This is a genomic window from Patescibacteria group bacterium, assembly GCA_040753135.1.
Classification (GTDB): Bacteria; Patescibacteriota; Minisyncoccia; order UBA6257; family Brennerbacteraceae; genus JBFMGR01.
Genome location: JBFMGR010000005.1, coordinates 1 through 26,570 on the forward strand (window position 1 = coordinate 1; position 26,570 = coordinate 26,570).

Below are 26,570 nucleotides of genomic sequence, written 5' to 3' on the forward strand. Positions count from 1 at the left end.
AAACAATCTTTTCTGGATCTGGATTATGAGTTCCGCACAACTCGCAGACCCAACCCTTCTTTGTTACTCGCTGGGGACCATCCGGCTCGTAGTGACACATCTTAACCTCCTATGGCCTTGAGAATCGCAACCAGTTCAACCCCCAAGACTTTGACTGGTGAACCGAACCAACTATTCCTGGCTCACTAGGAGCTTGAGGGCTAGCTGATCCTGCTGGTTTTTCTCCACCGCAGCTAGTACAGCACCAGACCGGATTTGCGTTTTGGTTCTTTGCTCCGCATTTTGAACAAATCCAGAAATCCGGCTCGTCCAGATCCAGGGCGCCATGGGCATTAAAGTCCATCACTGCCTCCTTTATGGTAGAATAAGGAGGACACAGGCAGGCGCCTTAGGGTATTTGGCCTGCCTGTGTCCTTTTATAAGAACTAATTTATATACCGGTTAGTTCTCTGATCCGGTCAGGATCAACATCAACGATGATCCCATTTCTCATAGCGATCAAAATCGCACATGATTTTTACCTCCTTTCTTTTAAGAATGCCTGTTGGTTTCGCAACAGGTTATTAATGACTCTTTCGCCTATTCTAATGTTCTTAAGAACATTAGAATAGTTAATCATTAATAATCTGCTGTGAAAAATCCTCTAATTGCGCTTAAAAATAAATAAAAATCCTCTCGTTGCTTGAGAGGTTTTTGGTTTAGTTAAATAAATTATTCGCCTAAAAATCAGCTGAAATCAAAAGACCTCTCAAGCGCTGGGAAACGATAAGCATGATCCCATCGGCAAACGAGGTTTCTAATATCTTTAATCTTTAATTGGTTTAGTAAGCTATTCATTGAAGATATAATTATTTTAAGCTATTTTTTGGGGTTGTCAATCCCGCACTAGATTTTCAGCGTTCTTTCAACTATTGCGTTTATTAGGAATAATTATAAGTTTAGGTTTAACAAAGTTTTTAGTCTGCCTTTTCAACTTAATCATTCAGAAACAATAATTTGCTGAAAATTCAGTGCGGGGTAAACTTTTTGATTAGGTCGTTTTTCTTAACTTTTTCCTGTTTTCCGGATTCAAGCCAGCGGACTGAAACACAATTATCTTTTATTTCTTCTGAACCGAGAATAACTATTGCTGGAATTTTTTTATTATCAGCATATTTTATCTGTTTAGCTAAAGAGTCTTCTGGATTTGGGTATAACAAAACATTGATTTTTTTCTGCTTCAGCCAAGAAAATAATTTTATTGATTCATTAACAAAATTATTATCAAAAATCGTGATTAAAACCTTACTTTGTTCTTTGATTTTTTGTTTCCATAGTCCGGTTTCCTCAATCACATCACAGATCCGGTCTAAACCAATCGTGGTTCCGGTCGCTGGGATCTCTGGTCCGCCCAACTGGTTGATTAAATTATCATACCGGCCGCCGCCAGTAATTGAACCAATCTTTGGCTTTTCCACATAAGTTTCAAAGATCGGGCCGGTATAATAATCCAAGCCCCGAACCAAAAACGGAGTAAATTGATAATAATTCTTATCCACCTCAAAATCATTTAAAAAACCAAAGAGCTGGCTTAAATCTTTATCCGGCCCAGCTTCAGCCAAAACTTTAAAGGCTCTGCTGATAAAATCTTTATCAAAACCTTTAGTCAAAAGCTCTTGCTCTGCTCCGGTTTTACCAATTTTTTCCAGCTTATCAATTATCTGTAAAATTAAGAACTGCTGTCCTTGATTTTTAACTCCTAATTTTTCCAGCAAAGAAAACAGTACCTGCCGGGAGTTAATCTTAATAGTAAACTTCTCAAAGCCAAGCTTTTTCAACGCCTGATAAATCACGGCAATAATCTCGGCATCAGCCAAAACCGAGTTAACCCCAAAAGTGTCAACATCGCATTGGGTAAACTCGCGATACCGGCTTTTCTGGGGTTTTTCCGCTCGCCAGACCGGCTGAATCTGGTAGCGTTTAAACGGCAGTTTCAGCTCATTCTGATACTGCGCCAAAACCCGGCTGGTCGGCACAGTTAGATCATACCTTAAGCCAACCTGGCGCTTGCCTTTGTCTTTAAAAGTATAGACCAGCTTATCTGCTTCTGCGCCGTATTTACCTAACAAAACCTCAGCGTATTCCAAGGCCGGAGTTTCCAGCGGCTCAAAACCAAAATCCTCGAACACGCTGACAAATGTTTTAATCACCTGATTTCTGATTTTCATCTGTTCGGGCAGAAAATCCCGAAACCCTTTTAATGTTTGCGGTTTTTGCTTGTTCATATTTATTTTTACAAAGATAGCCTCTGTTTTAAATAAATCTGAGGCGACTAAGGAGATTTGGCCACAAGTCCGCTCCGCCGTATCAAACACGGCTCCGCGGCTCGCGATCCCGCCTCGCGTCCCTCGCCTATGGCTCGGGACAAGCTCCGGTTTTCAAATCCCTGAAAAAAGCAAAGCAGTTTGCTTTTTTCTTGGGTGGCTGAGGGGATTTGAACCCCCGACCTTCAGGGCCACAACCTGACGCTCTGGGCCGGACTGAGCTACAGCCACCATAAATTAAAAAAGACCTTGGCGGCCTAATCTTTGCTTATAAAGCTGTTGCTTTATAATTTTAGATCAGCTCCGCCTAAGCGACACTGATTGCTGGATTTTCTGCCTTCTTAAACGCTTCTGCCTAAGAAGGGTTACGGTTCAGCTTCCGTCCTCGTTTGACGAGGCAGCCTCGCGGATCGTGACTCCGCTTATTCGTGTTCCCACGAAACGCTTTATATTAATTGTCAATGATTTAGTATAAATTTAATAATTATTTTTGTCAAGAACTTGTACGATTCTACTTTCTTTTTAGTGACATTCTGCCCGATAAAATCTCCTATCCTTCGGTCATTCATCAACTCTCAGTTCTTGACCGAGAGTTTGGTTGGGTTTTTATTTACTTTATTTGTTTACCTTCTTTGTTTAGCTTTTTGCTTATTTTTTACTTATTTTACCTGTTAAAGATTGCCTATTGTCTACTATCTGTCCGATCGGACAGATAGTAGACAAATCAAGTTTTAGCAAGCAAAAAGATTAGGGATTAAAGTTAAACCAATAAAAACCAATTAAAATGGAAAACTCCGCAAAAGCGGAGTTTTCCAGTGTCTTCGGGTTCTGGGCCGAAGCCTTTCGCCTGAAGACATTGTTAGTATAGCAGAGAATTGAAAAATGTCAATATCGATATTTGGCACTGATTGTTTTACACGTTATAATGAACAAACAATGAAAGAGTTAATCAACAACCTTAAACAAAACTGGGTAAAAAATCTCGGTTTAGCCATTCTAATCGGCGCCGGCTTGTTTTCTGTTTGGCTTTTAGCCCTGACCTATAACCTGCCCTCGCCAGAAGGCTTTGACCAGAGAATCATCAACCAATCAACCAAGATTCTTGACCGGACCGGAAAAACAATCCTTTATGAAGTTCATGGCGAAGAGAAAAGAACAGTTGTCAGTTTTGACCAAATCCCGGAAATAATGAAACAAGCAACTTTGGCGGCTGAAGACGCCGAGTTTTATTCCCATCCAGCTTTTGACATTAAAAGCATGTTCCGGGGCTTATTCATCAATCCGATTTTCCGAGGCACCAGCGTCCAGGGCGGTTCAACCATTACCCAACAGCTGGTCAAAAATGTTTTTTTGACTCCGGAAAGAACTGTCGCCAGAAAAATTAAAGAATTAATCTTGGCAATTAAATTAGAGAAAAAATATTCCAAGGACCAGATTTTAGAGTTTTATCTGAACCAGATTCCTTACGGTTCAAATGCTTATGGAATTGAATCTGCCAGCCAGACTTTTTTTAACAAACCTGTTGCTGAACTTAATTTGGCTGAAGCCGCTTTACTTGCTTCTTTGCCTAAAGCGCCGAGTCTTTACTCACCATACGGCAGCCACACAGACAAATTAAAACAACGGCAAGAATATATTTTAGACCGAATGACTGAACTTAATTGGATTGCTCAAGAGCAAGCAGACCAAGCCAAGCAAGAAAAATTAAACTTTCCAAAGCAAAGATTTCCGATCAAAGCGCCGCATTTTGTTTTTTATGTCCGATCGCTGTTAGAAGAGATGTACGACCCGCAGTTAATTGAAACCGGCGGCTTGAATGTTCAAACCACTCTGGATTGGGAGCTCCAGCAAATTGCTGAACAAGCAGTTTATGACGGCGCTTTACGCAATGATCAAAACTGGCACGCTGATAATGCCGCTCTTTTAGCTCAAGACCCAAAAACCGGAGAAATTTTAGCCATGGTTGGTTCACGCGATTGGTACAATTTAGAAAAAAACGGTCAAGCTAATGTCGCTTTATTAACAAGACAACCGGGTTCGGCATTTAAACCGTTTGTTTATTTAAAAGCGTTTGAGAAAGGCTATACTCCGGAAACAATTTTATTTGATGCCTGGACTGAATTTAACACCGGCTGCAATTTAGATCCCGCCTTAAATCCAAGTTCTTGTTATCATCCGCAAAACTATGACAATCAATTCCGCGGCCCAGTCAGTTTAAGAAAAGCCTTAGCTCAATCTCTTAACGTCCCGTCGGTTAAACTGCTTTATTTGGTTGGAATTAAAGACGCGATTGAAACCGCAAAAAGCTTTGGCATTACCACCTTAACTGAAAACCCGAATTATTACGGTTTATCCTTAATCTTGGGCGGCGGCGGGGTCCGATTAATTGATATGGTCCAAGCTTACAGCGTCTTTGCTAATGATGGCCTTTGGCGCAAACAAACCGCGATTCTGAAAATCACTGACAGCCAAGGTAATGTTTTATACGAAAACAAGCCTGAACAAAAACAGGTTTTTGAGGGCAAATATATCCGGGTGCTAAACAATGTTCTGTCCGATGATCTGTCCCGGACGCCGACTTTTCAACTTAATGGACCTTTAACTGTGCCCGGCTATCAAGTTGCGGCTAAAACCGGCACCTCCCAAGATTATATTGACGCCTGGACTTTTGGTTATAGTCCTAATTTGGTTGCCGGCGTTTGGGTTGGCAATAACGAATACAAGCCAATGCAAAGAGATGCGGCTGGCGGCATGGCCGCGGCGCCGATCTGGAACGACTTTATGAAACAAGCTTTAACTCATTTCCCTAAAGAAAATTTTCCTCCGGCAGAACCCTTACCTGCGCCAAAACCAATCTTAAGCGGACAATATCTAATCAATTCAGAGATCCATAATATTCTTCACTGGCTTGATAAAAATAACCCTTTAGGGCCCCAACCGATCAACCCCCAAACAGATCCCCAATATAATTATTGGGAATTTGGTTTGCAAAAATGGCTTAGCCAGAACCCTGGTTTAATTAATCAAACTCCGGACAGCTCCAATCCCTCAATCATCTTGCTCGAACCAAAAGAAAATACCAAAATCAAACCGAATCAGTCATTAAAAATCAGCTTTAAATTGAATCCGAATATTTTGCTGGAAAAAGTTGAGCTTTACTTTAACCAAAGCTTGGTGGTAGTTTTCCAGCCGAATGAACAGAATCTTTATTCAGTGTTTTTTGTCCCTTCAGAGCTTAACCAGACAAACAAAATCCTGATCAAAGCCATAACCAAATCCGGAGATGTTTCAGAACTGGAAAAAGAACTTTTTAGCGAATAGCAAGCTGCCAGCCTTGCCTAAAAATCTATAATCTAAACTCTAAAATTTTTGTTCAAATTCTTAGCGGCATCAAGATATAGAAATAAGAACTGTCGTTTTCCTGGCGGATTAAAGCCGGTTTTTCCGCGGTGGTAAAGCCAATAAAAATTTTATCCTTTGGGTCTAAAACCGCCAAGCTGTCAAGCAAATAGCGATAGTTGAAAATTATTTCCCGATCCTGGCCTTTAGCTGAATCTAATTCAATCTTGCCCTGATTTTGGCCAATAAAACTGTCTGAAGCAGAAAGGCTGATTTTCTTTGCTTTAATATCAAGATTGAGCTTGACATCGTTTAATTTGGAAGCAAAGATTCCGGTAATCTTCAAAGACTCAAGCAATTTCCCATAACTGACAATTGCCTGGGCTTCAAAAGATTTTGGCACCACTGAATCATAATCAGGAAACTCGCCTTCCAAAAGTCGAGAAACTAATTTAGTTTCTTTCCAAGAAAACTGAATCTGATTCGGGTCAACCGAGATCTCCACTGGCTCAAGCTTTTCTTTGGCAATCCGGATTATTTCTTCGGCAGTCTTTAAGGGGATCAAACATTTAAAATCATTTTTAGTCAAGGGTTGAAAATCTTCAAAATTTAAGGTTTTTTCTGCCAAACGAAAAGTGTCAGTGGCAGTTAATTTTAAACCTAAGCTTTGATCCAAGAACAAAAAAAGACTTGCCAGTTCAGGCCGAAAATCAGATCGGCTTGAAGCAATGATTACTTGTTCCAAAGCCGCGGCTAAAAGCGGACTTTCCATCTTTAAAATTTTGTTGTCTTTTACTTCAGGAATTATTGGAAATTCTTCTGTTTCATAGCTTTGAAATTCAGCTTGGTAAGATTCGGTTGAAATCTTTAATTTTTTTTCATCTGAAATAACCTCAATTTTAGGTTCGTTTAACTGACTTAAAAAGGCAATTAAAGGCCGGGCAGCAACAACAATTTTACCCTCTTTCTCAACTTTTCCTGAAAACGAGGTTTTTATTCCCAGCTCTAAATTAGTTGAAGAAATATTAATTTCGCTTTTATTTACTTCAATTAAAAAAGAACTTAAAACCGGCAAATTATTGCTTTTGCCTAAACCCTTTTCAGCAATCAAAAAAGCTTTTTTTATGTTTTCCAATAAAGCAGTAAAACGCATAGTTATTATAAATTATATAAATTTTAATTATTTATTACTATTATTAGTGATTGAATTTTGTTGATATCTTTAATTTTTGCTTTTGTTATTGGTTTTTTTATTAACAGCTTTGGTTAATAAATTTGGGGATTACTTAGGATGAAAATTTAATAATTTTTTTATCAACTTTTTTTACCCAACTAATTCAGGCGTTTTCAACAAAGATTTTTTCTTTGATTGAGTTGATTTCTTGGGATAATTGAGTGTCAAAGCGAAGCTCCTTTTCTATTTTTGAGCAAGCGTGGATTACGGTGGTATGGTCTTTGCCGCCGAACTTTTCGCCAATGTTTGGATAAGACATCTTTAAAACTTCTCTCATCAGATACATGGCAATCTGCCGGGGACGAACCAGTTCTTGGGACCTTGATTTTTTAAACAGTCTGTCTTCGGTTAAATCATAAAAACTTGAAACAACTTTGATTACCTGTTTAGGATTTAAGGTTTTGTGAACCGGCCGGGCAAGATCAGCCAAAAGAGCTTCTATTTCTTTTAAGCCGGGCTGTTTTTGTTTGACTTTGGTATAGGCCAGAACTCGGTTGAAAGCCCCCTCTAATTCGCGAATGTTTCTTTGGATTGTTCGGGCAATTAACTCCAAAATTTCCTCATCTAAAATCGCTTTCTCTCCTCGGCTTTTCGCTTTTAGAATTGCCATTCTGGTTTCAAAATCAGGAATGCCGACATCAGCAATCATTCCGCCTTCAAATCTGGAGCGAACCCGTTCTTCAATTGAAGCGATTGCCTTTGGCGGACGATCAGAAGTAAAGACAATCTGCTTATTTTTTGTGTAAAGGGTGTTAAAGATATGGAAAAGTTCTTCTTGGGTCTTTTCTTTGCCGGCAATAAATTGAATGTCGTCAATTAAAAGCGCGTCCAGGTTTCTGAACATATTTTTTAACTCGCTGATAGTGTTTTTCCTGATTGCGGTAACAATATCGCTGACAAATTTTTCCGAGGTAATATACTGAATTTTTTTCTTGTTCTTGTATTTTTGCCTTAGAGCGTTGCCGATGGCGTGTAAAAGATGGGTTTTGCCCAAACCAACGCCGCCGTAAATAAATAAAGGATTGTATTTGATTCCCGGATCTTGGGCGGCAACCAAACTGGCCGCATGGGCAATTTCATTGCTTGAACCGACAATAAAGTTGTCAAAAGTATAACGGAGATTGAGATTTGTCTCTTTGTCAATTACATAACCGCCGAGTTCAAGCGGAATCGCCTCGGCAACAGTAAAGGTTTTAGCCGGAGCTCGGGGAGCGGTCTTAGCCGGACCGGCTTTTATTACGTATTCAATTGTTTTAATTTCATTGTCTATTTGCCGGAGAGTTTTTAAGACCAGTTTGTTGTATTTATTTTCCAGCCATTCTTTGGTAAAGCTGTTGTGGCAAGCGATTACCGCTTTGCCATTTTCTTTTTTAATCAAAGCAGAGCTTTTAAACCAAGTAATAAAATTTGCCCTGGAAATATTGAGCTCAATTTCAGCTAAAGCGGTTTGCCAGATTTGTTTTAATTCTAAATCATTCATTTTATTTTTATATTATATCCTTAACGAGTAAAGGAAGGGCAATTTAAAACAACTAACTCTGTGGCTAAGCTGTTGATAACCTGTGAAATAAGTTTTAGTTAAATTGACCAAATCTAAAATTAATGATAGATTAATTCAATAATTATTTTGTCTTTTTTCTGAAAAGATGTCAACGACTTATCAACCGAAAAAACGGAGAAGAGCGAAAAAGCACGGATTTTTAAAGCGCCAAAAAACCAAATCCGGGCAGGCAATCCTTAAAAAGAGGCGGCTTAAAAAAAGAAAAAAGCTGATTCCTTAATTTTATGATTTTTAAGAAAAATCGCCTGATAAAAAAGGCCGATTTTCAAAGGGTCATTTCAAAAGGAAAAAATTTGCCCGGAAACGAAATCAAGATTTTTTGGCTTGAAAATCAACTGGCTTATTCTCGGTTCGGCATTGTTTTGGCGAGAAAAGTCTTTCCGACTGCGGTTTTGCGCAACCGGTGCAAACGTTTGATTCGCGAGGCAATCAGAAAAAACTTGCCGATGTTGAAAACCGGGTTTGATGTAGTCGTTTTAGTTAGAGAAAATTTTTTCGCTTTAAGTCCGAAAAAAGATTTTTTCGACCAATTCTTGCTCCCGCTTTTCAGAAAAGCCGGCTTATTAGTTGAAAGCAATGTTTGAAAAATTTTTTATCCAACCAATTTATAATATTTTAGTTTTGATTGCGGCTAACCTGTCTCAACCGAATCTTGGTGTCAGCGTGATTGTTTTAGTAATTTTTTTGCGCCTACTTCTTTGGCCGTTTTTCCATAAAGCGATTGTCTCCCAGGCAGTGATTAAAAAAATCCAGCCCGAAGTTGAAAGGATTAGAAAAGTTTATAAAAATGACCAGGTTGCCCAGACAAAAGAGCTGTTGGCTTTGTATAAAAAAAATAATTTTAATCCTTTCTCAAGTTTTCTTGGCCTTTTGATTCAGCTGCCGGTTTTGATTGCTTTATATCAGGTTTTCTTAAGAACAACTAACGGAGTTGAGCTGTCTTTGCTTTATCCGGGCGTGCCCCGGTTAGGAGAACTCCAAACCCTATTTTTGGGAGCGTTTGAATTGACCCAAGCAAATCTAATTTTTTCCCTAATCGCGGCTTTGCTTCAAGGCGGCTATTCTTTTTTGCTTTCTAAAACCCAGAAGCAAGGTTTGACTGAGATTACAATGCTTTTGCTTTCTCCTTTGATTACCTTTGCAGTTGTTTCCCGCTTGCCTTCGGTGATTGCCCTTTACTGGTCAGTCACAACCATTATCTCAATTTTCCAGCAATTAATTACTGAACGTTTAATTAAAAAAGCCAATGAACGAGTTAGTTGACAAAATAAAAAATTTTTCTTCTTCTCTTTTATCAGTTGCCGGTTTTACCTTAAAAAGCATTGAGGCCCGGGAAGAGGACCAAACGGTTAAGCTTGACATTTTTATAGAAAACGCCGGTCTAGTAATCGGCGAAAATGGAGAAAATCTGTTTTATTGGGAGGCTGTTTTGAGTCAATGGGCCAGGCAGCAGTTTGATCAAGAAATCAGGGTGATTGTTGATATTAATAATTACCGCTGGCAGCACGAACAAAGGTTAAGAGAGTTGGCAAAAAAATCCGCCCGCCAAGTTGTTTTGAGTAAAAATTTAGTCAAGCTTCAGCCAATGTCAAGTTATGAAAGGAGGGTAATTCATACTGAATTGGCTCTGCACCCGGGCGTCGCAACAGAAAGCGAAGGCGAAGGCAGAGATAGGCGCGTAGTAATTCGGCCTCTTTAGGATTACGGGTAGACAAATATTTACAAATTTACCAGTTACAAATTCCAACAAAACCCTGCTAATTTACGAATTATTACCGATATTTATCAATCAATCTTATTAGTATAATTGGTACCAATTACTAAATTAGCAGGATACAACAATGAAACAATGTGGCGATGAGACAATGACATTAAGGTTGATTTTTATCGGTTTTGTGCTAAGATACTCGGTACTGATTTGTGTACGCAGATAAAGGCCTTTTTTCTTGAAAAAATCAGAGCTTTTAAATCTCAACTTAAAAATCGGCCTAAAAACCTAATAAAAAAGACAAAGCTTGGTAATCAAGCGCGGATTTTTATTTTAAAGCGGGTTGAAAAACTTAACTTTATTTTAAGGTTTTATCCGGCAAGAGCTTTGGCAATGGATTTTTTAGCCAAACCGCTTGTTTTTGTTGGTCTGGCAGTAATAATTAACTTATTTGGGTCAGAAAAACTTTTCAGCCTTGGTTCAAACAGGGTTTTTGGCGGACCGGCTGATTCCGGTTTTGACTTGGCTCAAGTTAAACAGATAGACTCAGCTTTTGCTGCTGGCCAGGCGGATTTTTCTCTGCCTTTTTCTTTTTCAATCCAGTTTTACCGGGGCGCGGTTTTAGGCTGGTCTCAGCCTTTAATTAAAGACAGCGAAGACGAGGTTGAGAACGAGTCTTTTGCTAATCGGGTTTTATTCAGTTATTTGGTTCAAGAAGGAGATACTTTAGAATCTCTGGCCGCCAAATTTTCAATTGATAAAGATACGATTATCTGGGCGAATAATTTAAAAGATTCGGAAATTCAGTCCGGAGATTATTTGATTATTTTGCCGATTTCCGGTGTTTTGCACGAGGTTGATCAGGGTGAAACCTTAGCGGGCTTGGCTGAATATTATAATGTTGCCGAAGAAAGAATCGTTTTGGCTAATAATCTATTTGACCAGGAACAGGTTATGCCCGGAGAAAAATTAATCATCCCCGGAGGTTTGAAAAAACAGAAATTGAGCTTAAATCAGACAACCGGCTCTTTTCAAGGGTTTTTCCGGATGCCGACAACCGGCTGGAACTGGGGCCGGCTGCATAGTGATAACGCGGTTGATATTGCCAATTCTTGCGGCACGCCGGTTTATGCTTCTGCTGATGGTTATATTGAACAAGCAGATTCTGTTGGCTGGAATAATGGTTATGGCAATTATATTTTAATTAGCCACAGAAATAATTTAGAAACTCTGTACGCCCATTTATCAGCCATTTTTGTTTCTCCGGGAGCTTATGTCAGCCAGGGTGATTTGATCGGCGCGATTGGCAATACTGGTAAAGTTGATGGTTATACCGGCTGCCATCTGCATTTTGAAGTCCACGGCGCGGCTAATCCGTTTGCGAGATAGCCAGCGAATTAATACGAATTTACGAATAAGCGAATTTGTATATTCGTTTATTCGTAAAAATTCGTTATTCGTTGATTTTTTATTCTTCTCGGTATTGCAATGCCTCAGCGAGATGAGGCATTTTTATATTTTCTGAACCATCTAAATCAGCGATTGTCCGGCTGACTTTTAAGATTCGGTGGATTGCCCGAGGCGATAAGATAAATTGTTTTTCCGCTTTTTCAATTAATTGTTCGGAGCTTGAATCAAGCTGGCAGAATTTTTCAATCTGCTTTAATTTCATTTCGGAGTTAGTTAAAATTTTCTCATTTTCAAATCTTTGTTTTTGCTGTTCTCTTGCCCTCCGGACTTTTTGCTTTATTTTTTCTGTTGCCCGGCTGTCTTTTTCCGCTTTTAACTGGGCAAAGTTTATTCTCGGCACCTTGACAATTAAATCAATCCGGTCTAAAAGCGGGCCGGAAAGCTTTTTTTGGTATTTTTGGATTGAAGACATTGAGCAGGAACAATCGTGTCTTGGGTCGCCGAACCAGCCGCAAGGGCAAGGATTCATTGCCGCGACTAGACTGAATTTAGCCGGGAAAATAAGATTTTTTCTTGCCCGGGAAACAGAGATCATCCCTTCTTCTAAAGGCTGGCGCAGGCTTTCTAAAACTGGCCGGTTAAACTCTAAAATCTCGTCCAGAAACAAAACCCCCCGATGAGCTAAACTGATCTCGCCCGGTTTTGGATTTTGTCCGCCGCCAACAATAGCTACAGCAGAAGCGGTATGATGCGGGTTTCTGAATGGCCTGGTTTTGATTAGGGGTTGGTTTTTGTTTAAAAGTCCGGCAACGCTGTAGATTTTGGTGATCTCGGTTGCTTCCTGGATAGTCAAAGGCGGCAAAAGCGAAGGCAGAGCTTTGGCTAATAAAGTTTTACCTGTCCCTGGCGTGCCCTTGAGCAGAAGATTGTGGCCTCCGGCTGCGGCAATCTCCAGCACCCTTTTAACTGAATCTAATCCGGCAATTTCATGAATTTCAAATTCAGGCTCAAAGAAATCTGTTGAAAAACTATGCTTAACCGGCTCAACCAATTTAGTATTTTCTAAATGAAGAATTAATTGCTCTAAGGTTTTTATCGGAATAATTTTAATTTGATTAGCCAGTAGAGACGCTTCTGGGGCATTTTCTTCTGGAATAAAAACCGCTTCAAACTTGTTTTTTGCCGCCATTTCCACAATCGGTAAAATCCCCGGGGTTTTTCTGGTGCTGCCGTCAAGCGCCAGCTCGCCGACAAAGACTTTATTTTTTGCTTCAAATTTTTGGATCTGCTCGCTGGCTAAAGCAAAACCAATTGCCATAGCCAGGTCATAACCGGCGCCTTCTTTTTTGATGTCTGCCGGCGCCAAGTTGATAATTAGCTTTTTATGAAAAGATAAAGGCGGCTTGATGCCGCTATTTTTTAAAGCCAAAGAGATTCTTTCTCTTGATTCTTCAATTGCTTTGTCAGCCAAACCAATAATCTGGAAAGAGTGGAGTCCTGACGAGAAATCAACTTCAACCTCTATGGGCAAAGCCTCGATTCCAAAGGTTGACGCTGAACGAACTTTGATAGGCACAATAAAAGTCAAAAATCAAAATTTGCCATTAGTTTAACTGGCGCAGTCAATGCAAGCGGTAGCGGCGGGATTGAGTTTTAATCGTTCCCAGGGGATTTGTTTCCGGCAGTTTTGACAGACGCCAAAATCATCTGAATCAAGTCTTTCTAAAGCTTGATTGATTTCTTCCAAACGTTGTTCAAAGATCTGTTCCAGAGACCTCATTCTTAGATAACGCTCTTCTTGAGCTGCCTGGTCTTCAGGGTTGATTTCTTTTTCTTTTTGGAAAAACACTGTCTCGTGCCCGCCCGGGGAAGAGGGGTTTTCAATCGTAAAAGAATGGAGTTCTTTCTCGATCCTTTGTTTTTCGTCTAACAAAAGTTTTTTTAACTCTTGTTTTTGCGCTTGGGTAATCATTTTACCGGTTTATTAACGGAATAATTGTTTTAAAAACTTGCTCATTCGAGCTGATAATTAAATAATTATCCAAAAAGCCATAAATGAATTCAGAAAAACCAAGTTTTATCTTTCTGGCCGAGACTGAATTTATTATAACATCTTTAAAGGTTTCTTGCCCTCTTTTTTGGGGAGATTCAGGCAAGAAAACAAGCGGGAAATATTCTTCTACATTGGCCGTTTCCCAGCTTTTCAGAATTGACTTAACCGAGGCTAAGGTTTCCGGCCGAAGAGATAAAACTAAACCGGTTTTTGATTCGCCTGTTTCTAACCAATAGGTAAAAATTAAGTAATCTTTATCCGGAGCAGATTTAAAGCTTGATAAAGCATCAGGCGCAATCAGTTCAATTAAGCTTAAAGAGTCTAGGTATTTCCCCTGGCTGTTTAAAAAGTCATAAGTTACTAAACTGCCCGATTCTTTGGGTAAAAGAGTTTCTATTTTTAGTTTTTCCAGCAACTCTGATGAAGTCTGTTTTTGCAGGACTAAATTGACTTTTTCCGCTTCGGTTAGTTTGATTGACGGGCTGATCGGGCTTGGGCTTGGGCTGGGGCTTGGCTGTTCGGTAATAACTGGGCTTGGAGACGGCTGCTTTATTCCAACCAGTTTTTTGCTGATCTCTGGGTAAATGACCCAGAAAACCAAGCTGCCGATAAAGATCGCGCCTAAAACAGAACCGGCAATAATTAAAATGAGATTGGTTTTATCTCCTGGAGAGACCGGCGCTTGCTCTTGGGGCGCGGTTGATTTTGGCTCCGGTATCGGCTGAGCTTGAAGATCAAGCTCAGGCGGTTTTATCTCTGCTTCAGCCGGTTTTTGCTCTTCAAACAAAAAATCAGTTTTATCTTTGAGCTTTTCTTCCGGTTTTGACTGAAATGTTCCGCCGCCTTCTTTTAACTCTTTAAGGTCAGAGCTCATTGTTCTGATCTTGATGTTGGGAAAGTATTGGCGGATTTTATTGTTTTCTTGGGCCATGGTTTTGATGGTTTTCCGGATGAGTTACCTGTTTTAATGATAACCTGATTTTTCCGTCAGGCAAGACCTCAATTATCTTGACTGGCAAAACCTGGCCGATCTTAACTACTTCGTCCACGCTTTCAACTCGGCGCGGAGCTAATTCAGAGATATGAATCATGCCTTCTTGGTTCGGACCCAACTCAACAATTGCGCCAAAATCAAGTATTTTTGATATTTTGCCTTCAACTACTTCACCAACCTCATATTCTTTGGTAATCTGCTCGACTAACTTAACTGTTTTTTCAGCCGCTTCTTTGGTTTCAGCGGTAATGTAAACCGTGCCGTCTTCTTCAATGTCAATGACAGCGCCAGTTTGGTCAGTAATGGCGTGAATGGTTTTGCCGCCGGTGCCAATCAGCCCGCCGATTTTTTCTTTAGGAATTGAGACGATTAACACCCGAGGCGCGTATTGGGATAATTCCGGACTCGGCTTGTCAATTGCCCGCTCCATTTTTTCAATAATCTGAAGCCGGGCTTGCTTAGCTCTATCCAGAATCTCGGTTAAAATCTTTGAGTCAATCCCTTCAATTTTTACATCCATCTGGATTGCGGTGATGCCGTTTTTTGTCCCGGCGACTTTGCAGTCCATATCGCCATAATGGTCTTCCGGACCCTGAATGTCAGTCAGGATTTTATAGTTGCCTTTTTCATCAACAATCAAGCCTAGAGCAATGCCGGCAATGTGAGTTTTGATTGGCACACCTGCGTTCATTAAGGCCAGAGAACTGCCGCAGACCGAAGCCATTGAAGTTGAGCCATTAGAAGAAAGGATTTCGGTTACAATTCTAATTGTATAAGGGAACTCTTCTTGGCTTGGGATTAGCGGAGCAAGGGCTTTTTCCGCCAGAGCGCCATGGCCGATCTCGCGCCGGCCCGGGCCCCTTAATGGCTTGGTTTCTCCGGTTGAGTAAGGCGGGAAATTATAGTGGTGCATAAACCGCTTTTCTCCGGTAATTTCCATGCCCTGCATTAACAGGATGTCTCCGGGCGCGCCTAAAGTCAGCACTGACAAAGCATGGGTTGAGCCGCGCATAAACAGGCCTGAACCATGGGTTCTTGGCAAGACGCCAATAAAAGCCTCAATCGGCCTAATTTCGTCTAATTTTCTGCTGTCAACCCGCTTTTCTTCGGTTAAAACTTTTTCGTGGACCAATCTGTCAATCATTTTGTCCAAGATTCTTAGGGCAATCGGTTCTAGTTCCGGTTTTTCTTGGTTTTCCAGCATTTCTTTTAACTCTATTTGAAGAGCCTCTAAACCGGCCGGTTTTTCAGAGCTGTTTTTTTCCTGCTTGCTGAAAATTGCCGGCTCTAATCTTTGGTTAATAAACTCTTTGATTAATTTTTCTTCTTCTGAAGTCAGTTTTTCTGCCGGCGCCTTGACTTCAATTTTGTTTGTTCCGAGTTTGGTTGAGGGATCGGCGGAGAGCTCTTTAATAATTTCTTCTTGCCAAGCAATTAATTCCTGGATCTGTTTGTGACCCAGAAGACTAAGTTCAGCAATCTCGTTTTCTTGAGCTTCTTGGCCGGAAACCTCAATCATATTGATCTTGTTTTTAGTGCCGCCCCAGAAGCTGTCAATTTTAGCTGTTTCTCTTTGTTCATAAGCTGGAGAGACAATTGTTTGGCCATTGGTTTGGGCAATTCTCACTCCGGAGACCGGTCCTTGGAACGGAATTGGCGATAAGCAGGAAACCAAAGACGCGCCTAAGAGTCCGACAAACTCCGGGTCGTTTTCTCCGTCAATTGAAAGAACGGTAATGACAATCTGGACTTCCCGCCTAGTGTTTTTGTCAAATAAGGGTCTTAGAGTCCGGTCAATCATCCGGCCGGTTAAGATGGCCGCTTCGGTTGGCCGAGTTTCTCTGCGGATAAACCGCGAGCCATAGATCTTCCCCGCGGCATAGTATTTTTCTTCATAATCAACGGTTAAAGGAAAGAAATCAATTTCCTGCCTGTCTTGCTTGCCGGAAACAAAAGTAACCAAAGCGACGGTTTCTCCGTACTTAATTAAACAAGAAGCATCTGCTTGTTCAGCCAAAGGCGAGAACTCAATCTCAATGGTCTTGCCGGCAAATTCCTTTTTAAATGTTTTTTTATCCATAATTAAATGTCAGATACCAATATACCAATGAATGCGAATGATACGAATTTATTTATTAGTATCATTAGTACCCATTTGTATATTAGTATCTTTTATTAATAGATTATTTTTTTCGACTTTTGTTATTGCTTAAGCAATAATTTAATTTATTTAATTTTTTGAACCAGGCAGTAAAAAAGTCTTTGGTTTTTCGCCTAAATCGATAAAACTGTCAGCTTGCTCTTTTAATTTTGAAGAAGCGCTTTTAGAAAAAGCCATTACTTCAACGAATTTTCCTTGGGCTTGTAAGTATTCAACCAGCGGAGTAAAGTCGCCGTCGCCGGTAGCCAAGACTACCGCATCAACTGACGGCGCCAAGCGAATCGCGTCAACGGTCATACCCACATCCCAGTCGCCTTTTTTCATTCCCCCGGGGAAGATTTGAAGGTCTTTGATTCTCAATTCAATACCAAAGCTTTTTAGGGCGTCAAAAAAAGCCGTTTCTCCCGGCGTGTCTTCGGTTTTGACCACATAGGCAAAGATGCGCAAAAGAGCCCGGTTTTTTATGGCGTATTTGATCGCGTTCTCAAAATTGACTTTTGCTTTGAAAAGATTTTTTGCCGAGTGATAAAGGTTCTGGACATCAATAAAGATTGCCACTCGCTGGGCTTGATGGGAAAAATTTGGTCTCACAATGTTTGTTTTTAAAGCCCAAGAGATTGGGTCAGCTTTTTATGCCTTTTAGGGTTATTGGCTTTAAGCCAGGTTAAAAGCCGTTTTCTTTTAATCACCATTTTCAATAGCCCCCTTCTTGAAGAAAAGTCTTTTTTATGGTCTTTTAAATGGTCAGAAAGCTCATTGATTTTCTTGGTGAGCAGAGAAACCTGAACCTCTGGAGAGCCAGTGTCTTTGGTGTGAGTTCTGGCCTTGATAATGATTTTCTCTTTGACAGATTTTTTCAGCATTAAACCATTCTAACACGAAAGAAATAAAATTTCCACTTTGTTTCATTGCTGCATTATTCGTTGACGAATTATTGAAAATTGGAAATTGGAAATTAGAAACTTTACTTGGTTTCTATATTTTGATAATGCCGGAGAGCTTTTAATGAACCATTATCCAGTTCAATCGCGACTAAATCTAATCTGATTGCCTGTTTTTCCAGCTTGATTTTTTCAGAGATTAGATAAATCTCGATCGCTTTTTTCAGCTTTTTAATTTTCGCTTTGTTAAAATGCTCTTCTGGGAAGAAGTTTTGGTTAGTTGCGCCCGCTTTAACCTCAACAAAAACTAAAACCCGGCCTTTTTTTGCGACAAGATCCAGTTCGCTTAATTTGGTTTTAAAGTTGCGAGCCAGGATTTTATAACCTTGTTTTTTCAGATAATCAGCCGCGATCTGCTCGCCCAATTGACCGATATTTGCCATTAAAATTATTTTATCAATTGTCAAACGTTTTTAAATCAATTAAAATGGATTTACTGCGGGTGTAGTTTCCGCCAGGGGCGGATCCGCCTTTGGCGGACAGTGTATTTTTTGAAACAAAACATTATCTTTTTGCGGTGGTAGCTCAGTTGGTAGAGCGGCTGCCTTCCAAGCAGCAGGTCGCGGGTTCGAGACCCGTCCGCCGCTCCAGTCATAGGTGATGCTAGCAAGATTTACTAAATTTGGATTTTTGCGGGACAAGGTTGAGATGGGAGTTCGACTCCCTTCACCCGCTCAAATTGGGGAATTTCGATTGGGATTATTCCGGAATCAATTTAATTAAAACTCCGCTATAATATTCTTATGGCTAAGCAAAAAATTGCTCTAGTTTGCGGCGGACCATCATCAGAACACGAAGTCTCGCTTAAAAGCACTGCCGCAATTTTAAAAAACATAAACTCGGACAAATACGAGATCTTTGTTTTTTATTTGGATAAGCAGTTAAACAGCTGTTTTTTTGAAGTTAAAGCTGGTCAAGATTTAGTCATTCCTCAAGACAGATCTTTGTATCTACCATTTTTAGACGGGATTCAGAAAAATTTAACTCAATGCGATAAAGCAGTGCTAATGGGAATCCATGGCGAGTTTGTTGAAGACGGCCGGCTGCAAAATATCTTAGATTTTTTTGGGATTAAATATACTGGTTCAGGAATGGAGGCCAGTGTTTTGGCAATGGATAAATACGATTCGATGAATTTAGCAGAAAAGCTGGTTGGGATAAAAATGCCCAAAACAATTATTTTTAATTCCCAAAATCCTGTTGATCTTAGCGGTTTTGAATTTCCTTTAGTTTTAAAACCAAATAACGCTGGCTCAAGCGTGGGTGTCAGGATTATTAAATCAAAGAATGAGCTTGAACAAGCGCTTGAACAGATAAAAACCGAGTTTAAGTTTGATTACTGGCTGATTCAGGAATATATTACCAACGCTTTAGAGATTTCTTGCGGCTGTTTGGAGAAAACTAATGGCGAGTTTATTCAACTGCCGCCAATTGAGATTATCCCCAAAGTCTCAAGCTTTTTTGACTATTCAGCCAAATATCAAGTTGGCGGGTCAAAAGAGATTACCCCGCCCCAGAGTATTTCTAAAGAGTTGTCAGATAGAGTTTCAAAATTAGCTTGCCAAATTCATCAAGTTTTACGTTGTAAAACCTATTCCCGGTCAGATTTTTTAGTTCAAGGAGAGCAAGTGGTTTATTTGGAGACCAACACCTTGCCCGGAATGACCCAGACCTCGCTTTTGCCCCAAGAAGCTAAGGCCGCGGGCATCTCATTTTCCGAGCTGATTGATTTTGTGATTGAGAATTAGTTATTTTTCATTTTCCCGATTTTTTAAAGCCTGCTCCGGGGTTTTAGCCATTGGCCAAAGCATTTCAAAAATCTGTTTTTGGAGTTTGGTAATTGATTGGTTGCGGATCTCAACCCCGAAGATTTCTTCGTCCAGCCATTGATAAAAAGCAATCGTATCACTATAGATAATCAGGTCGTGGTTAATGTTTATTCTGCTGGCTGGCAGATATCTGGCTTGATAATACTGAAAAACCGGCGATTGTTTGATTAATAACAGGTTTTTTCTTGAAAGGTACTTATCATTGTCAGAGATTAAGTCGCGGATCTTGATTTTTCGGCGCCACCTTTCTTCTCTGAACTGCTGGGCAAATTTTTTATCTGTACTATCTTCATAGCTTAAAAAAGCATAGCCAGCTACCTCTTTTGTTTTAAGTGAGTTCCATAAAAGCTGTTTAATTCCGTTTTTGCCCCGATAAAAAACAACTTTTGTTTCTCCTTGTTTAACTGATCTTTGCTTTTTTAGAATGTTTTTAATCTCAGGCAGTGCTAATTCCAGATTTTTAGCTTTTTGTTTTCGTTCGGCAATCAACCATTCTAAATGAGAAAAATTACTTGCTTTAGCTAAAGTCCTTTTTTGGTCAATTATCTCTTCGACTAATCCCAGGTTTTTTAATCGTTCTAAAATCCGGTAAATGTTAGTTCTGGGTATGTTTGTTTTTCTGGCAAGTTCCAGAACAGACAAAACTTCCTGTTCTAAAAGAGATAGATAAACTGAAGCCTCGTCTTGGTTTAAGTCAAGATTAAGAAAAAATCGGTTGATTTTAATATTTCTGTCCTCCATCTGGACAACAATTTAATAGTTTTTATACTTAATTATAAAATTTATCCAGAACTTTGTCCAGATTATAAACAAGGAGGTTGATATGAATTCTATTCAGGATTGGCGGGAAAAGATTGGGAAAGTCAAAATAGTCAAAGGGGGCAATTTTCGGGTAATTAAAGGGCATTTGATTGCTGCCACTACCTTGATGGAAATTCTCGGTTTCGAAGAGTTGAAATATAAGCGTCAAGGAGACGAGATTCAAGGCAGGCGAGTTTTTCACCATCCATCAAGATTTTTGTTCGGAAGGACAGTGATACTGACAACAGTCGAACAAGAATCTGAGATTAATGGCGAGCTGGTTTTGCAGGCTTCTGACCCAGAGCGAGTTGAGAAAACGCTTGGGAGATGGGCTTGGCACGGTGGTCTTGACTATTGGTCTTTTATTAACCATCAAGAAAAGTGGATTAATATCGGAATTGGCGGAGTCCTGTTCTTTATCATCAGGTTAATTCCTTAACCTTCTCAAGCAGCGGATTTAAATCCGCTGCTTTGTTTTTGGGCTAGTTAATAATTGTTTTGAGTTCGCTTTCGTGATAAAATAAGACAGATTCTTAGAATTTTTTGCTTTGAAACTCAGAAACAGGTTTTGGATTTTTTATTTTCGGATTTAGAGTTTATTTAGAAATTAGGCATTAGGAATTAGGATTTTCATCAGATGGTTATTACTTATTACGGTTTATCTTGTTTTAAAATAGAGACCAATGATTTGGTGATTGGTCTAAGTCCGTTTGCCAAGAATGAAAAATTAGGCACTCCTCGGGCGCCGCGGTTCAAAGCCCAAGTGGTATTAATTTCCCAACCAGCCAGCGAGCTTTATAACTATACTGGTTCAATTGAAGGCGAACAGTTAACTTTTGATTCTCCGGGCGAGTATGAGGTCGGCGGCGTGTTTATTTACGGCTTTTCCGGCCAGCCAAAGTTTGCCAAGGCAAAAACCAAGCAGAGTACAATTTTTATGATTAAATCCGAAGGCCTAACCTTAGCTTATTTAGGCGGCTTTAGCGGCAGTAATATCTCTGAAGGCGTTTTGGAGAGCTTGGGTGATGTTGATTTATTGATTTTACCGATCGGCGGCGGCGAAGTTTGCGATTCTGAACAGGCAGTCAGTTTGGTTAGCCAGATTGAGCCGAAGATTGTTATCCCGATGCACTATCAGCTCAAAGGTTTGAAAATAAAGCTGGGCCCATTAGAAGATTTTGCCAAAGAAATAAACTTAAAACCGGAGAGTCTGGATAGGCTTTCAATTAAAAAAATCGCTCCTGCTGAAGAATTAAAATTTATCAGTTTGGAGCCGCAGAATTTTTAATCTAAAAAATGCCAAGGTTAAAAGAAAAATTAAAAGAGTTGAAAAAAAAGCCAAAATCAGTTAAGCAAAACCTTTCTTTTTTGATTTTGGTTTTAATCGTGCCAATAATAATATTTTTTTGGTTTATTGGCTTGAAATCGAATTTGGAACGAGTCTCTTTGTCCGGAGAACAAGAATTTTTTGGCGAGAAAATCATTGAGTTAATCAAGCTGTTTTTTAGTTATGTTAGCCAGGGATTTGTTTTGCTTTATTCGCGGTTGACCGAGCTTATCAGCAGGGTTGATTGGTTAAGCTTCCTGAAAAATCTTGGCCGGTTAATCTTGGGCAAGCCAAGAGTTGAATTTTTAGAGCCGGGGCAGCCGATTGATCTGCCAATTAGCAGTTAGAAGGTAAAATGGCAAAAGAGCAAAAACCAGAGATAAGAGAAAAAATCAAAGAACAAGGCATTATTAGCGAGATGCGCGAGTCTTATTTGGCTTACGCGATGTCAGTGATTGTTTCCCGGGCTTTGCCTGATGTTCGGGACGGTTTGAAACCGGTTCAGCGCCGGATTTTGTATTCAATGTACGATTCTGGTTTGCGCCATAATTCAAAAACAGTTAAGTCAGCCAGGATTGTTGGTAATACTATGGGGAGATTTCATCCGCATGGCGATGCCGCGATCTACGATGCTTTGGTTAGAATGGCCCAGCCGTTCAGTTTACGTTATCCTTTAATTGTTGGCCAGGGCAATTTTGGCTCAATTGACAATGACCCGCCTGCGGCCCAGCGATACACTGAAGCCAAACCCTCTGCTTTGGCTGAAGAGATGCTTCAGGATATTGAAAAAAACACCGTTGAGTTTAGGCCTAACTATGATAATAGCTTAGAAGAGCCAGCAGTTCTGCCGGCAAAACTGCCCAATCTTTTGATTAATGGTTCAATGGGAATTGCGGTTGGTATGGCAACTAATATTCCGCCTCATAATCTTTCCGAAGTTGTTGAAGCAATGCAGCATCTATTGAAAAATGAAAAAGCCAAAACCGAAGACTTGCTGAAGTTTATTAAGGGTCCGGATTTCCCTACCGGCGGAACGGTTTTTGACCAAGGCCAGATGCTTTCTGCTTACAGCACCGGCAAGGGTTCGGTTTTAATCCGGGGCAAGGCGGAGATTGAACAAAGGCAGGCAAAGAAAAAAACCGTTTCCGGCTGGGACATTGTTATCTCGGAAATTCCCTATGAGGTTAACAAGGCCAGCCTAATTGCCAAGATTGCTGATTTGGTTGAGAGTAAAAAAGTTGACGGAATTCGGGATATTCGCGACGAATCAAACAAAGACGGGATTCGGGTTGTCGTTGAGCTTAAAACCGATGTTCAGCCCCAGAGAATCCTGAACCTGCTTTATAAATATACGGATCTTCAAAAAGCTTATCATTTTAATATGGTTGCTTTGGTAAACGGAATCCAGCCGAAAATTTTGTCTTTGAAAGAGTTTTTAGAAGAGTTTTTAAACCACCGGAAAATTGTGGTTACCCGCAGAACCGAATACGATTTGGCTAGAACCAAAGACCGAATCCATATTCTTGAAGGTTTAGCCACGGCGCTGGACCATATTGACGAGATTATTGAACTGATTAAAAAATCAAAAGACAAGCTCCAGGCAAGAGAGAATCTGATGAAAAAATTCAAGCTTTCAGAGAAGCAGGCCGAAGCAATCTTGGCGATTCGTTTAGAAAGCTTGGCTAAGCTGGAGAGTGAAAAGATTTATGCTGAATTAAGAGAAAAGAAAAAATTAGCCAAGGAGCTGCAAGCAATTCTTGATGATCCGAAAAAAGTTATCCAAGTGATTGATGCCGAGCTGGCTGAGGTTAAAGAAAAATTTGGCGACTCCAGAAAAACCCAGATCGATTCGGGCCAAATTAAAGAGTTTAAAGACGAGGATTTAATCAAGCAAGAATCAGTGATTATTACTTTGTCTCAGGAGGATTATATCCGCCGCCTTAATCCGGAATCTTTTCGAGTCCAGAAGCGGGGCGGCAAAGGCGTAACCGGATTTGAGACCAAAGAAAAGCAGGATATTCCTCTGTTGGCCAAAGTTTGCCAAACTCATGATTTGCTTTTGTTCTTCACCAATACCGGCAAAGTTTTCTTTACCAAAGCTTATGAGATTCCAGAATCAAGCCGGTTAAGCCGCGGCAAGCCAGTAAACAATTTTCTCAATATCTCTGCAGATGAAAAGGTTGTCGCCTTAATCTCTTATCAGGAAAAATCCAGCCAAGCCAAATATTTAATTTTGGCAACCGAAAAGGGTGTGGTTAAAAAACTGAAAATAGACCAAGTTTTGGGCCGGCGGCGCAATGGCTCCCGGGTGATTAGTTTAAAAAAGAACGATTCTTTAATTGGGGCAGATTTTTCTTCCGGACAAGACCAGGTAATTTTAATTAGCCAATCAGGCCAGTCAATTAGGTTCGCTGAAACTAATATCCGGGCCCAAGGTAAAGCCTCTCAGGGAGTCAGGGGCATGGGCTTAAAAAAAGACGACAAAGCTATTAGTTTGAATGTGATTGAAAAAAATAAAGCCAAAACCCAGAAAATTTTAGTAATTACTGAAAAGGGCTTTGGCAAATTTTCAGCTTTAAAAGATTATCGGCTTCAAACCCGGGCCGGTTCAGGAATCAAAACCGCGAAACTTAACGAAAAAGTTGGCCGTTTGATTTTGGGCAAAGCGATTGACAATGAAGAAGAATTGATTATACTTTCTCATTCTGGCCAAGCGTTGAGAATTCAGCTTGAGTCAATTCCGGTTTTAAGCCGGGCAACCCAAGGGGTAAAACTGATCAACTTAGCGGAGAAGGACAGGGTTGCCACTGCTGCAGTTTTATGAAATCTGAATTTAAAAATTTACCCGGTTCAAAAATCAGTTTAAAAATTACTCTTCCTCAAGAAGAATTTAAGGTTTTTGTTGACCAAGCTTTAACAGAGTTGGCAGCGGAAACTGAACTGCCGGGTTATCGGAAGGGCAAAGCGCCAAAAGAGTTAGTTCAGCAAAAACTCGGCGAGTTTGCGATTTACCAAAAAGCCGCTGAAAAAGCAATCGAAAAGCTTTATTGGCAGGAAGTTGAGAAAAACAACTGGGAAGCGATTACTAAACCGGAGATTGCTATTACCAAGTTAGCGCCAAATAATCCTTTGGAGTTTGAAGCAGTATTTGCTATTGTTCCTGAACTGAATTTGCCGGATAACTATAAAGATTCTTTAAAATCTCTTAAAAAAGAAAAAAAGCCGGTTGAGGTTCAAGATAAAGAGATTCAGTCATCGCTTTTATGGCTTCAGCGGTCCCGGAGCAGCTTTAAGGAAGTTGATCGTCCGGCTGAAGAAAAAGATTGGCTGACCATTGATCTGTTAATCAAACAGAACAATCAAGCGGTTGAAGCCGGAGAGCAGAATGATTTTCGGTTTGTTTTAGAAAAGGACGCTCTAATGCCCGGATTTTTTGAGCAGGTTTTGAACCAAAAAAAGGGCGACCAGCTGAATTTTTCTTTATCAGCGCCAAAAGATTATTGGCAAAAAGACTTGGCCGGCAAAAAGCTTGATTTTAAGGTTTTGATTAAAAAAATTGAGCAAGAGATTCTGCCCGAACTTAATGATGAGTTTGCCAAAACTCTGGGCAAGTTTAATTCTTTGGCTGAATTAAGGCAGAGCATTGCTCACGGATTGAAGCATGAGGCGGAAGAAAAAGAAATCCAAAGATTCCGTTTGGTTTTGCTCAATCATTTGAGCGAGATGGTTGAACTTGAGCTGCCCGAAGCATTGATTGACCGGGAGGAAGAGATTATGCTTGAAGAGCTAAAATCTTCAATTGCCAATTCTGGTTTGGCTTGGCAGGATTATTTAGGCCAGCTGAAAAAATCAGAAGCGGATCTGAAAAAAGAATTTAAATCAGAAGCAGAAAAAAGATTAATCTATGCTTTGATTTTGGCAAAGGTGGCGGAAAAAGAATCAGTTGAGCCGGACAAACAGGAAGTTGAACAGGAAGCAGACAAGTTTTTAGCCAGGTTTAAAACCACCGGACAGGCGGAAAAATCAATTGACGTTTATAAGCTGATTGCTTATACTAAAGAAAAGCTTAAAAATGAAAAAACTTTACAATTACTTGAACGGATCGCCCTATCCTGAATCAGGCAAAAAGCAATACAACCAGCTGATTCCGATGGTGGTGGATAAAACCCCCTTTGGCGAAAGGGCTTATGATATTTATTCCCGTTTATTAGAGGACCGAATCATTTTTCTTGGCGGGCCGATTAATGATGCGGTGGCAAATACGATTATTGCCGAATTCCTGTTTTTAGAAAGTCAAGATCCAGAAAAAGATATTCGTTTTTATATCAACTCTCCCGGCGGCGAAGTGCCGGCCAGTTTGGCAATTTATGATGTCATGCAGTTGGTTAAGCCGGATGTGGAAACTATCTGTATTGGCACGGCTGCTTCTGGCGCCGCCGTTTTGTTAGCCGCTGGCAGTAAAGGCAAAAGATATGCTTTGCCCAATGCCGTAGTAATGCTTCACCAGCTTTGGGTGCCTGGAGTTGGCGGCCAAGCCAGCGATGTCGAGATTTATACCAAACATATCTCAAAAACAAAAAAACAGTTGAACCAGATTTTAGCTAACCATACCGGCCAGTCTTTAGCTAAAATTGAAAAAGATACAGACAGGGATTTTTTTATGACCCCGGACGAAGCGAAAACCTACGGCGTGATTGACAATGTTTTAAAAGAACCGCCAAAGACAACAAAAAAGAAAAAATAGCTCTTGTTGCTAATAAAGTAAAAAACTATTGCTTCAGTATACTGAAGCAATAGTTTTTTTGTAAACTTCTTCTGATTTTTGTATTTACTCGATTTTTAAATAGAGTTTATTTTTCCTAAAACTAAAATAACTGAAGCCAAATCAAAACAAATGTTAACAAAAAGT

24 protein-coding genes and 2 tRNA genes are annotated in these 26,570 nt (G+C 40.1%); 14 read left to right on the forward strand and 12 right to left on the reverse strand.

The genetic code is table 11. The features are described from left to right. Positions 1-1,007: 1,007 nt before the first annotated feature. Complete coding sequence (gene hisS, locus AB1721_01785; GenBank protein MEW5805436.1) at positions 1,008-2,264, reverse strand: histidine--tRNA ligase; 1,257 nt, start codon at positions 2,262-2,264, stop codon at positions 1,008-1,010. 194 nt (positions 2,265-2,458) lie between these two features. Continuing rightward, a tRNA-His gene (locus AB1721_01790) sits at positions 2,459-2,534 on the reverse strand. A gap of 651 nt (positions 2,535-3,185) precedes the next feature. On the opposite strand from AB1721_01790, the gene AB1721_01795 reads away from it, so the two are divergent. Beyond that, positions 3,186-5,624 (forward strand): PBP1A family penicillin-binding protein, encoded by a 2,439-nt coding sequence (locus tag AB1721_01795; GenBank protein ID MEW5805437.1) that lies wholly within the window; start codon positions 3,186-3,188, stop codon positions 5,622-5,624. 52 nt (positions 5,625-5,676) lie between these two features. Here AB1721_01795 and dnaN read toward each other — a convergent pair whose 3' ends face one another. Both dnaN and dnaA read right to left on the reverse strand, forming a co-directional pair. Beyond that, positions 5,677-6,795, reverse strand: a complete 1,119-nt coding sequence (gene dnaN / locus AB1721_01800) for a DNA polymerase III subunit beta (GenBank protein ID MEW5805438.1) — start codon at positions 6,793-6,795, stop codon at positions 5,677-5,679. 184 nt (positions 6,796-6,979) lie between these two features. After that, complete coding sequence (gene dnaA / locus AB1721_01805; protein MEW5805439.1) at positions 6,980-8,356, reverse strand: chromosomal replication initiator protein DnaA; 1,377 nt, start codon at positions 8,354-8,356, stop codon at positions 6,980-6,982. A gap of 166 nt (positions 8,357-8,522) precedes the next feature. Here dnaA and rpmH point away from each other — a divergent pair, with 166 nt between their 5' ends. From rpmH to AB1721_01830, 5 genes are all read left to right on the forward strand, one after another. Further along, on the forward strand, positions 8,523-8,657 hold the full coding sequence (gene rpmH / locus AB1721_01810; GenBank protein MEW5805440.1) for a 50S ribosomal protein L34: 135 nt from the start codon (positions 8,523-8,525) through the stop codon (positions 8,655-8,657). A 4-nt stretch (positions 8,658-8,661) separates the two neighbouring features. Continuing rightward, complete coding sequence (gene rnpA, locus AB1721_01815; protein MEW5805441.1) at positions 8,662-9,021, forward strand: ribonuclease P protein component; 360 nt, start codon at positions 8,662-8,664, stop codon at positions 9,019-9,021. After that, the gene (locus tag AB1721_01820; protein MEW5805442.1) at positions 9,014-9,700 is read left to right on the forward strand and encodes a YidC/Oxa1 family membrane protein insertase; all 687 of its coding nucleotides are present in this window, start codon (positions 9,014-9,016) and stop codon (positions 9,698-9,700) included. Before rnpA ends, AB1721_01820 begins: the two co-directional genes overlap by 8 nt. Further along, the gene (locus tag AB1721_01825; GenBank protein ID MEW5805443.1) at positions 9,684-10,136 is read left to right on the forward strand and encodes a R3H domain-containing nucleic acid-binding protein; all 453 of its coding nucleotides are present in this window, start codon (positions 9,684-9,686) and stop codon (positions 10,134-10,136) included. The genes AB1721_01820 and AB1721_01825 overlap by 17 nt, the downstream gene beginning before the upstream one ends. Before the next feature lie 219 nt (positions 10,137-10,355). Beyond that, positions 10,356-11,534, forward strand: coding sequence for a peptidoglycan DD-metalloendopeptidase family protein (locus AB1721_01830; protein ID MEW5805444.1), 1,179 nt, complete (start codon positions 10,356-10,358; stop codon positions 11,532-11,534). A gap of 79 nt (positions 11,535-11,613) precedes the next feature. On the opposite strand, the gene AB1721_01835 is transcribed toward AB1721_01830, so the two are convergent. The 7 genes from AB1721_01835 to AB1721_01865 form a co-directional block, all read right to left on the reverse strand. Then, positions 11,614-13,131: a YifB family Mg chelatase-like AAA ATPase gene (locus AB1721_01835; GenBank protein MEW5805445.1), complete on the reverse strand. Its 1,518-nt coding sequence runs from the start codon at positions 13,129-13,131 to the stop codon at positions 11,614-11,616. Between the two features lie 33 nt (positions 13,132-13,164). Next, on the reverse strand, positions 13,165-13,527 hold the full coding sequence (locus AB1721_01840) for a TraR/DksA C4-type zinc finger protein (GenBank protein MEW5805446.1): 363 nt from the start codon (positions 13,525-13,527) through the stop codon (positions 13,165-13,167). A 1-nt stretch (position 13,528) separates the two neighbouring features. Continuing rightward, the gene (locus AB1721_01845; protein ID MEW5805447.1) at positions 13,529-14,539 is read right to left on the reverse strand and encodes a hypothetical protein; all 1,011 of its coding nucleotides are present in this window, start codon (positions 14,537-14,539) and stop codon (positions 13,529-13,531) included. Then, positions 14,520-16,682 carry a polyribonucleotide nucleotidyltransferase gene (locus AB1721_01850; protein MEW5805448.1) on the reverse strand — a complete coding sequence of 721 codons (2,163 nt, stop codon included), beginning with the start codon at positions 16,680-16,682 and terminating at the stop codon, positions 14,520-14,522. Before AB1721_01850 ends, AB1721_01845 begins: the two co-directional genes overlap by 20 nt. A gap of 150 nt (positions 16,683-16,832) precedes the next feature. Further along, on the reverse strand, positions 16,833-17,354 hold the full coding sequence (locus tag AB1721_01855; GenBank protein ID MEW5805449.1) for an NYN domain-containing protein: 522 nt from the start codon (positions 17,352-17,354) through the stop codon (positions 16,833-16,835). Positions 17,355-17,365: 11 nt separating this feature from the next. Beyond that, positions 17,366-17,626: a 30S ribosomal protein S15 gene (gene rpsO / locus AB1721_01860; GenBank protein ID MEW5805450.1), complete on the reverse strand. Its 261-nt coding sequence runs from the start codon at positions 17,624-17,626 to the stop codon at positions 17,366-17,368. A gap of 101 nt (positions 17,627-17,727) precedes the next feature. Beyond that, positions 17,728-18,087 carry a YraN family protein gene (locus tag AB1721_01865; protein MEW5805451.1) on the reverse strand — a complete coding sequence of 120 codons (360 nt, stop codon included), beginning with the start codon at positions 18,085-18,087 and terminating at the stop codon, positions 17,728-17,730. 131 nt (positions 18,088-18,218) lie between these two features. Here AB1721_01865 and AB1721_01870 point away from each other — a divergent pair. Both AB1721_01870 and AB1721_01875 read left to right on the forward strand, forming a co-directional pair. After that, positions 18,219-18,294, forward strand: a tRNA-Gly gene (locus AB1721_01870). 153 nt (positions 18,295-18,447) lie between these two features. Then, on the forward strand, positions 18,448-19,452 hold the full coding sequence (locus AB1721_01875) for an ATP-grasp domain-containing protein (GenBank protein ID MEW5805452.1): 1,005 nt from the start codon (positions 18,448-18,450) through the stop codon (positions 19,450-19,452). Here AB1721_01875 and AB1721_01880 read toward each other — a convergent pair whose 3' ends face one another. Further along, a complete protein-coding gene (locus AB1721_01880) occupies positions 19,453-20,274 on the reverse strand; it encodes a helix-turn-helix domain-containing protein (GenBank protein ID MEW5805453.1) in 822 nt (273 codons plus the stop codon). Positions 20,275-20,356: 82 nt separating this feature from the next. Between AB1721_01880 and AB1721_01885 the strand changes: the two genes are divergently transcribed. From AB1721_01885 to AB1721_01910, 6 genes are all read left to right on the forward strand, one after another. Beyond that, a complete protein-coding gene (locus tag AB1721_01885; protein ID MEW5805454.1) occupies positions 20,357-20,773 on the forward strand; it encodes a hypothetical protein in 417 nt (138 codons plus the stop codon). A gap of 198 nt (positions 20,774-20,971) precedes the next feature. Continuing rightward, the gene (locus tag AB1721_01890) at positions 20,972-21,622 is read left to right on the forward strand and encodes an MBL fold metallo-hydrolase (GenBank protein ID MEW5805455.1); all 651 of its coding nucleotides are present in this window, start codon (positions 20,972-20,974) and stop codon (positions 21,620-21,622) included. Between the two features lie 8 nt (positions 21,623-21,630). Beyond that, positions 21,631-22,008, forward strand: a complete 378-nt coding sequence (locus tag AB1721_01895; protein ID MEW5805456.1) for a hypothetical protein — start codon at positions 21,631-21,633, stop codon at positions 22,006-22,008. A gap of 8 nt (positions 22,009-22,016) precedes the next feature. Next, complete coding sequence (gyrA, locus tag AB1721_01900) at positions 22,017-24,485, forward strand: DNA gyrase subunit A (GenBank protein MEW5805457.1); 2,469 nt, start codon at positions 22,017-22,019, stop codon at positions 24,483-24,485. Next, the gene (gene tig / locus AB1721_01905; GenBank protein MEW5805458.1) at positions 24,482-25,777 is read left to right on the forward strand and encodes a trigger factor; all 1,296 of its coding nucleotides are present in this window, start codon (positions 24,482-24,484) and stop codon (positions 25,775-25,777) included. The genes gyrA and tig overlap by 4 nt, the downstream gene beginning before the upstream one ends. Next, complete coding sequence (locus tag AB1721_01910) at positions 25,734-26,405, forward strand: ATP-dependent Clp protease proteolytic subunit (GenBank protein MEW5805459.1); 672 nt, start codon at positions 25,734-25,736, stop codon at positions 26,403-26,405. The genes tig and AB1721_01910 overlap by 44 nt, the downstream gene beginning before the upstream one ends. The last annotated feature ends 165 nt before the right edge of the window (positions 26,406-26,570 follow it).

Coding starts and splice junctions, on each gene's coding strand:
- hisS (MEW5805436.1), bottom strand. CDS start 2,264: ATGAACAAGCAAAAACCGCAAACATTAAAAGGGTTTCGGGATTTTCTG.
- AB1721_01795 (MEW5805437.1), top strand. CDS start 3,186: ATGTCAATATCGATATTTGGCACTGATTGTTTTACACGTTATAATGAA.
- dnaN (MEW5805438.1), bottom strand. CDS start 6,795: ATGCGTTTTACTGCTTTATTGGAAAACATAAAAAAAGCTTTTTTGATT.
- dnaA (MEW5805439.1), bottom strand. CDS start 8,356: ATGAATGATTTAGAATTAAAACAAATCTGGCAAACCGCTTTAGCTGAA.
- rpmH (MEW5805440.1), top strand. CDS start 8,523: ATGTCAACGACTTATCAACCGAAAAAACGGAGAAGAGCGAAAAAGCAC.
- rnpA (MEW5805441.1), top strand. CDS start 8,662: ATGATTTTTAAGAAAAATCGCCTGATAAAAAAGGCCGATTTTCAAAGG.
- AB1721_01820 (MEW5805442.1), top strand. CDS start 9,014: ATGTTTGAAAAATTTTTTATCCAACCAATTTATAATATTTTAGTTTTG.
- AB1721_01825 (MEW5805443.1), top strand. CDS start 9,684: ATGAACGAGTTAGTTGACAAAATAAAAAATTTTTCTTCTTCTCTTTTA.
- AB1721_01840 (MEW5805446.1), bottom strand. CDS start 13,527: ATGATTACCCAAGCGCAAAAACAAGAGTTAAAAAAACTTTTGTTAGAC.
- AB1721_01845 (MEW5805447.1), bottom strand. CDS start 14,539: ATGGCCCAAGAAAACAATAAAATCCGCCAATACTTTCCCAACATCAAG.
- AB1721_01850 (MEW5805448.1), bottom strand. CDS start 16,682: ATGGATAAAAAAACATTTAAAAAGGAATTTGCCGGCAAGACCATTGAG.
- rpsO (MEW5805450.1), bottom strand. CDS start 17,626: ATGCTGAAAAAATCTGTCAAAGAGAAAATCATTATCAAGGCCAGAACT.
- AB1721_01865 (MEW5805451.1), bottom strand. CDS start 18,087: ATGGCAAATATCGGTCAATTGGGCGAGCAGATCGCGGCTGATTATCTG.
- AB1721_01875 (MEW5805452.1), top strand. CDS start 18,448: ATGGCTAAGCAAAAAATTGCTCTAGTTTGCGGCGGACCATCATCAGAA.
- AB1721_01880 (MEW5805453.1), bottom strand. CDS start 20,274: ATGGAGGACAGAAATATTAAAATCAACCGATTTTTTCTTAATCTTGAC.
- AB1721_01885 (MEW5805454.1), top strand. CDS start 20,357: ATGAATTCTATTCAGGATTGGCGGGAAAAGATTGGGAAAGTCAAAATA.
- AB1721_01890 (MEW5805455.1), top strand. CDS start 20,972: ATGGTTATTACTTATTACGGTTTATCTTGTTTTAAAATAGAGACCAAT.
- AB1721_01895 (MEW5805456.1), top strand. CDS start 21,631: ATGCCAAGGTTAAAAGAAAAATTAAAAGAGTTGAAAAAAAAGCCAAAA.
- gyrA (MEW5805457.1), top strand. CDS start 22,017: ATGGCAAAAGAGCAAAAACCAGAGATAAGAGAAAAAATCAAAGAACAA.
- tig (MEW5805458.1), top strand. CDS start 24,482: ATGAAATCTGAATTTAAAAATTTACCCGGTTCAAAAATCAGTTTAAAA.
- AB1721_01910 (MEW5805459.1), top strand. CDS start 25,734: ATGAAAAAACTTTACAATTACTTGAACGGATCGCCCTATCCTGAATCA.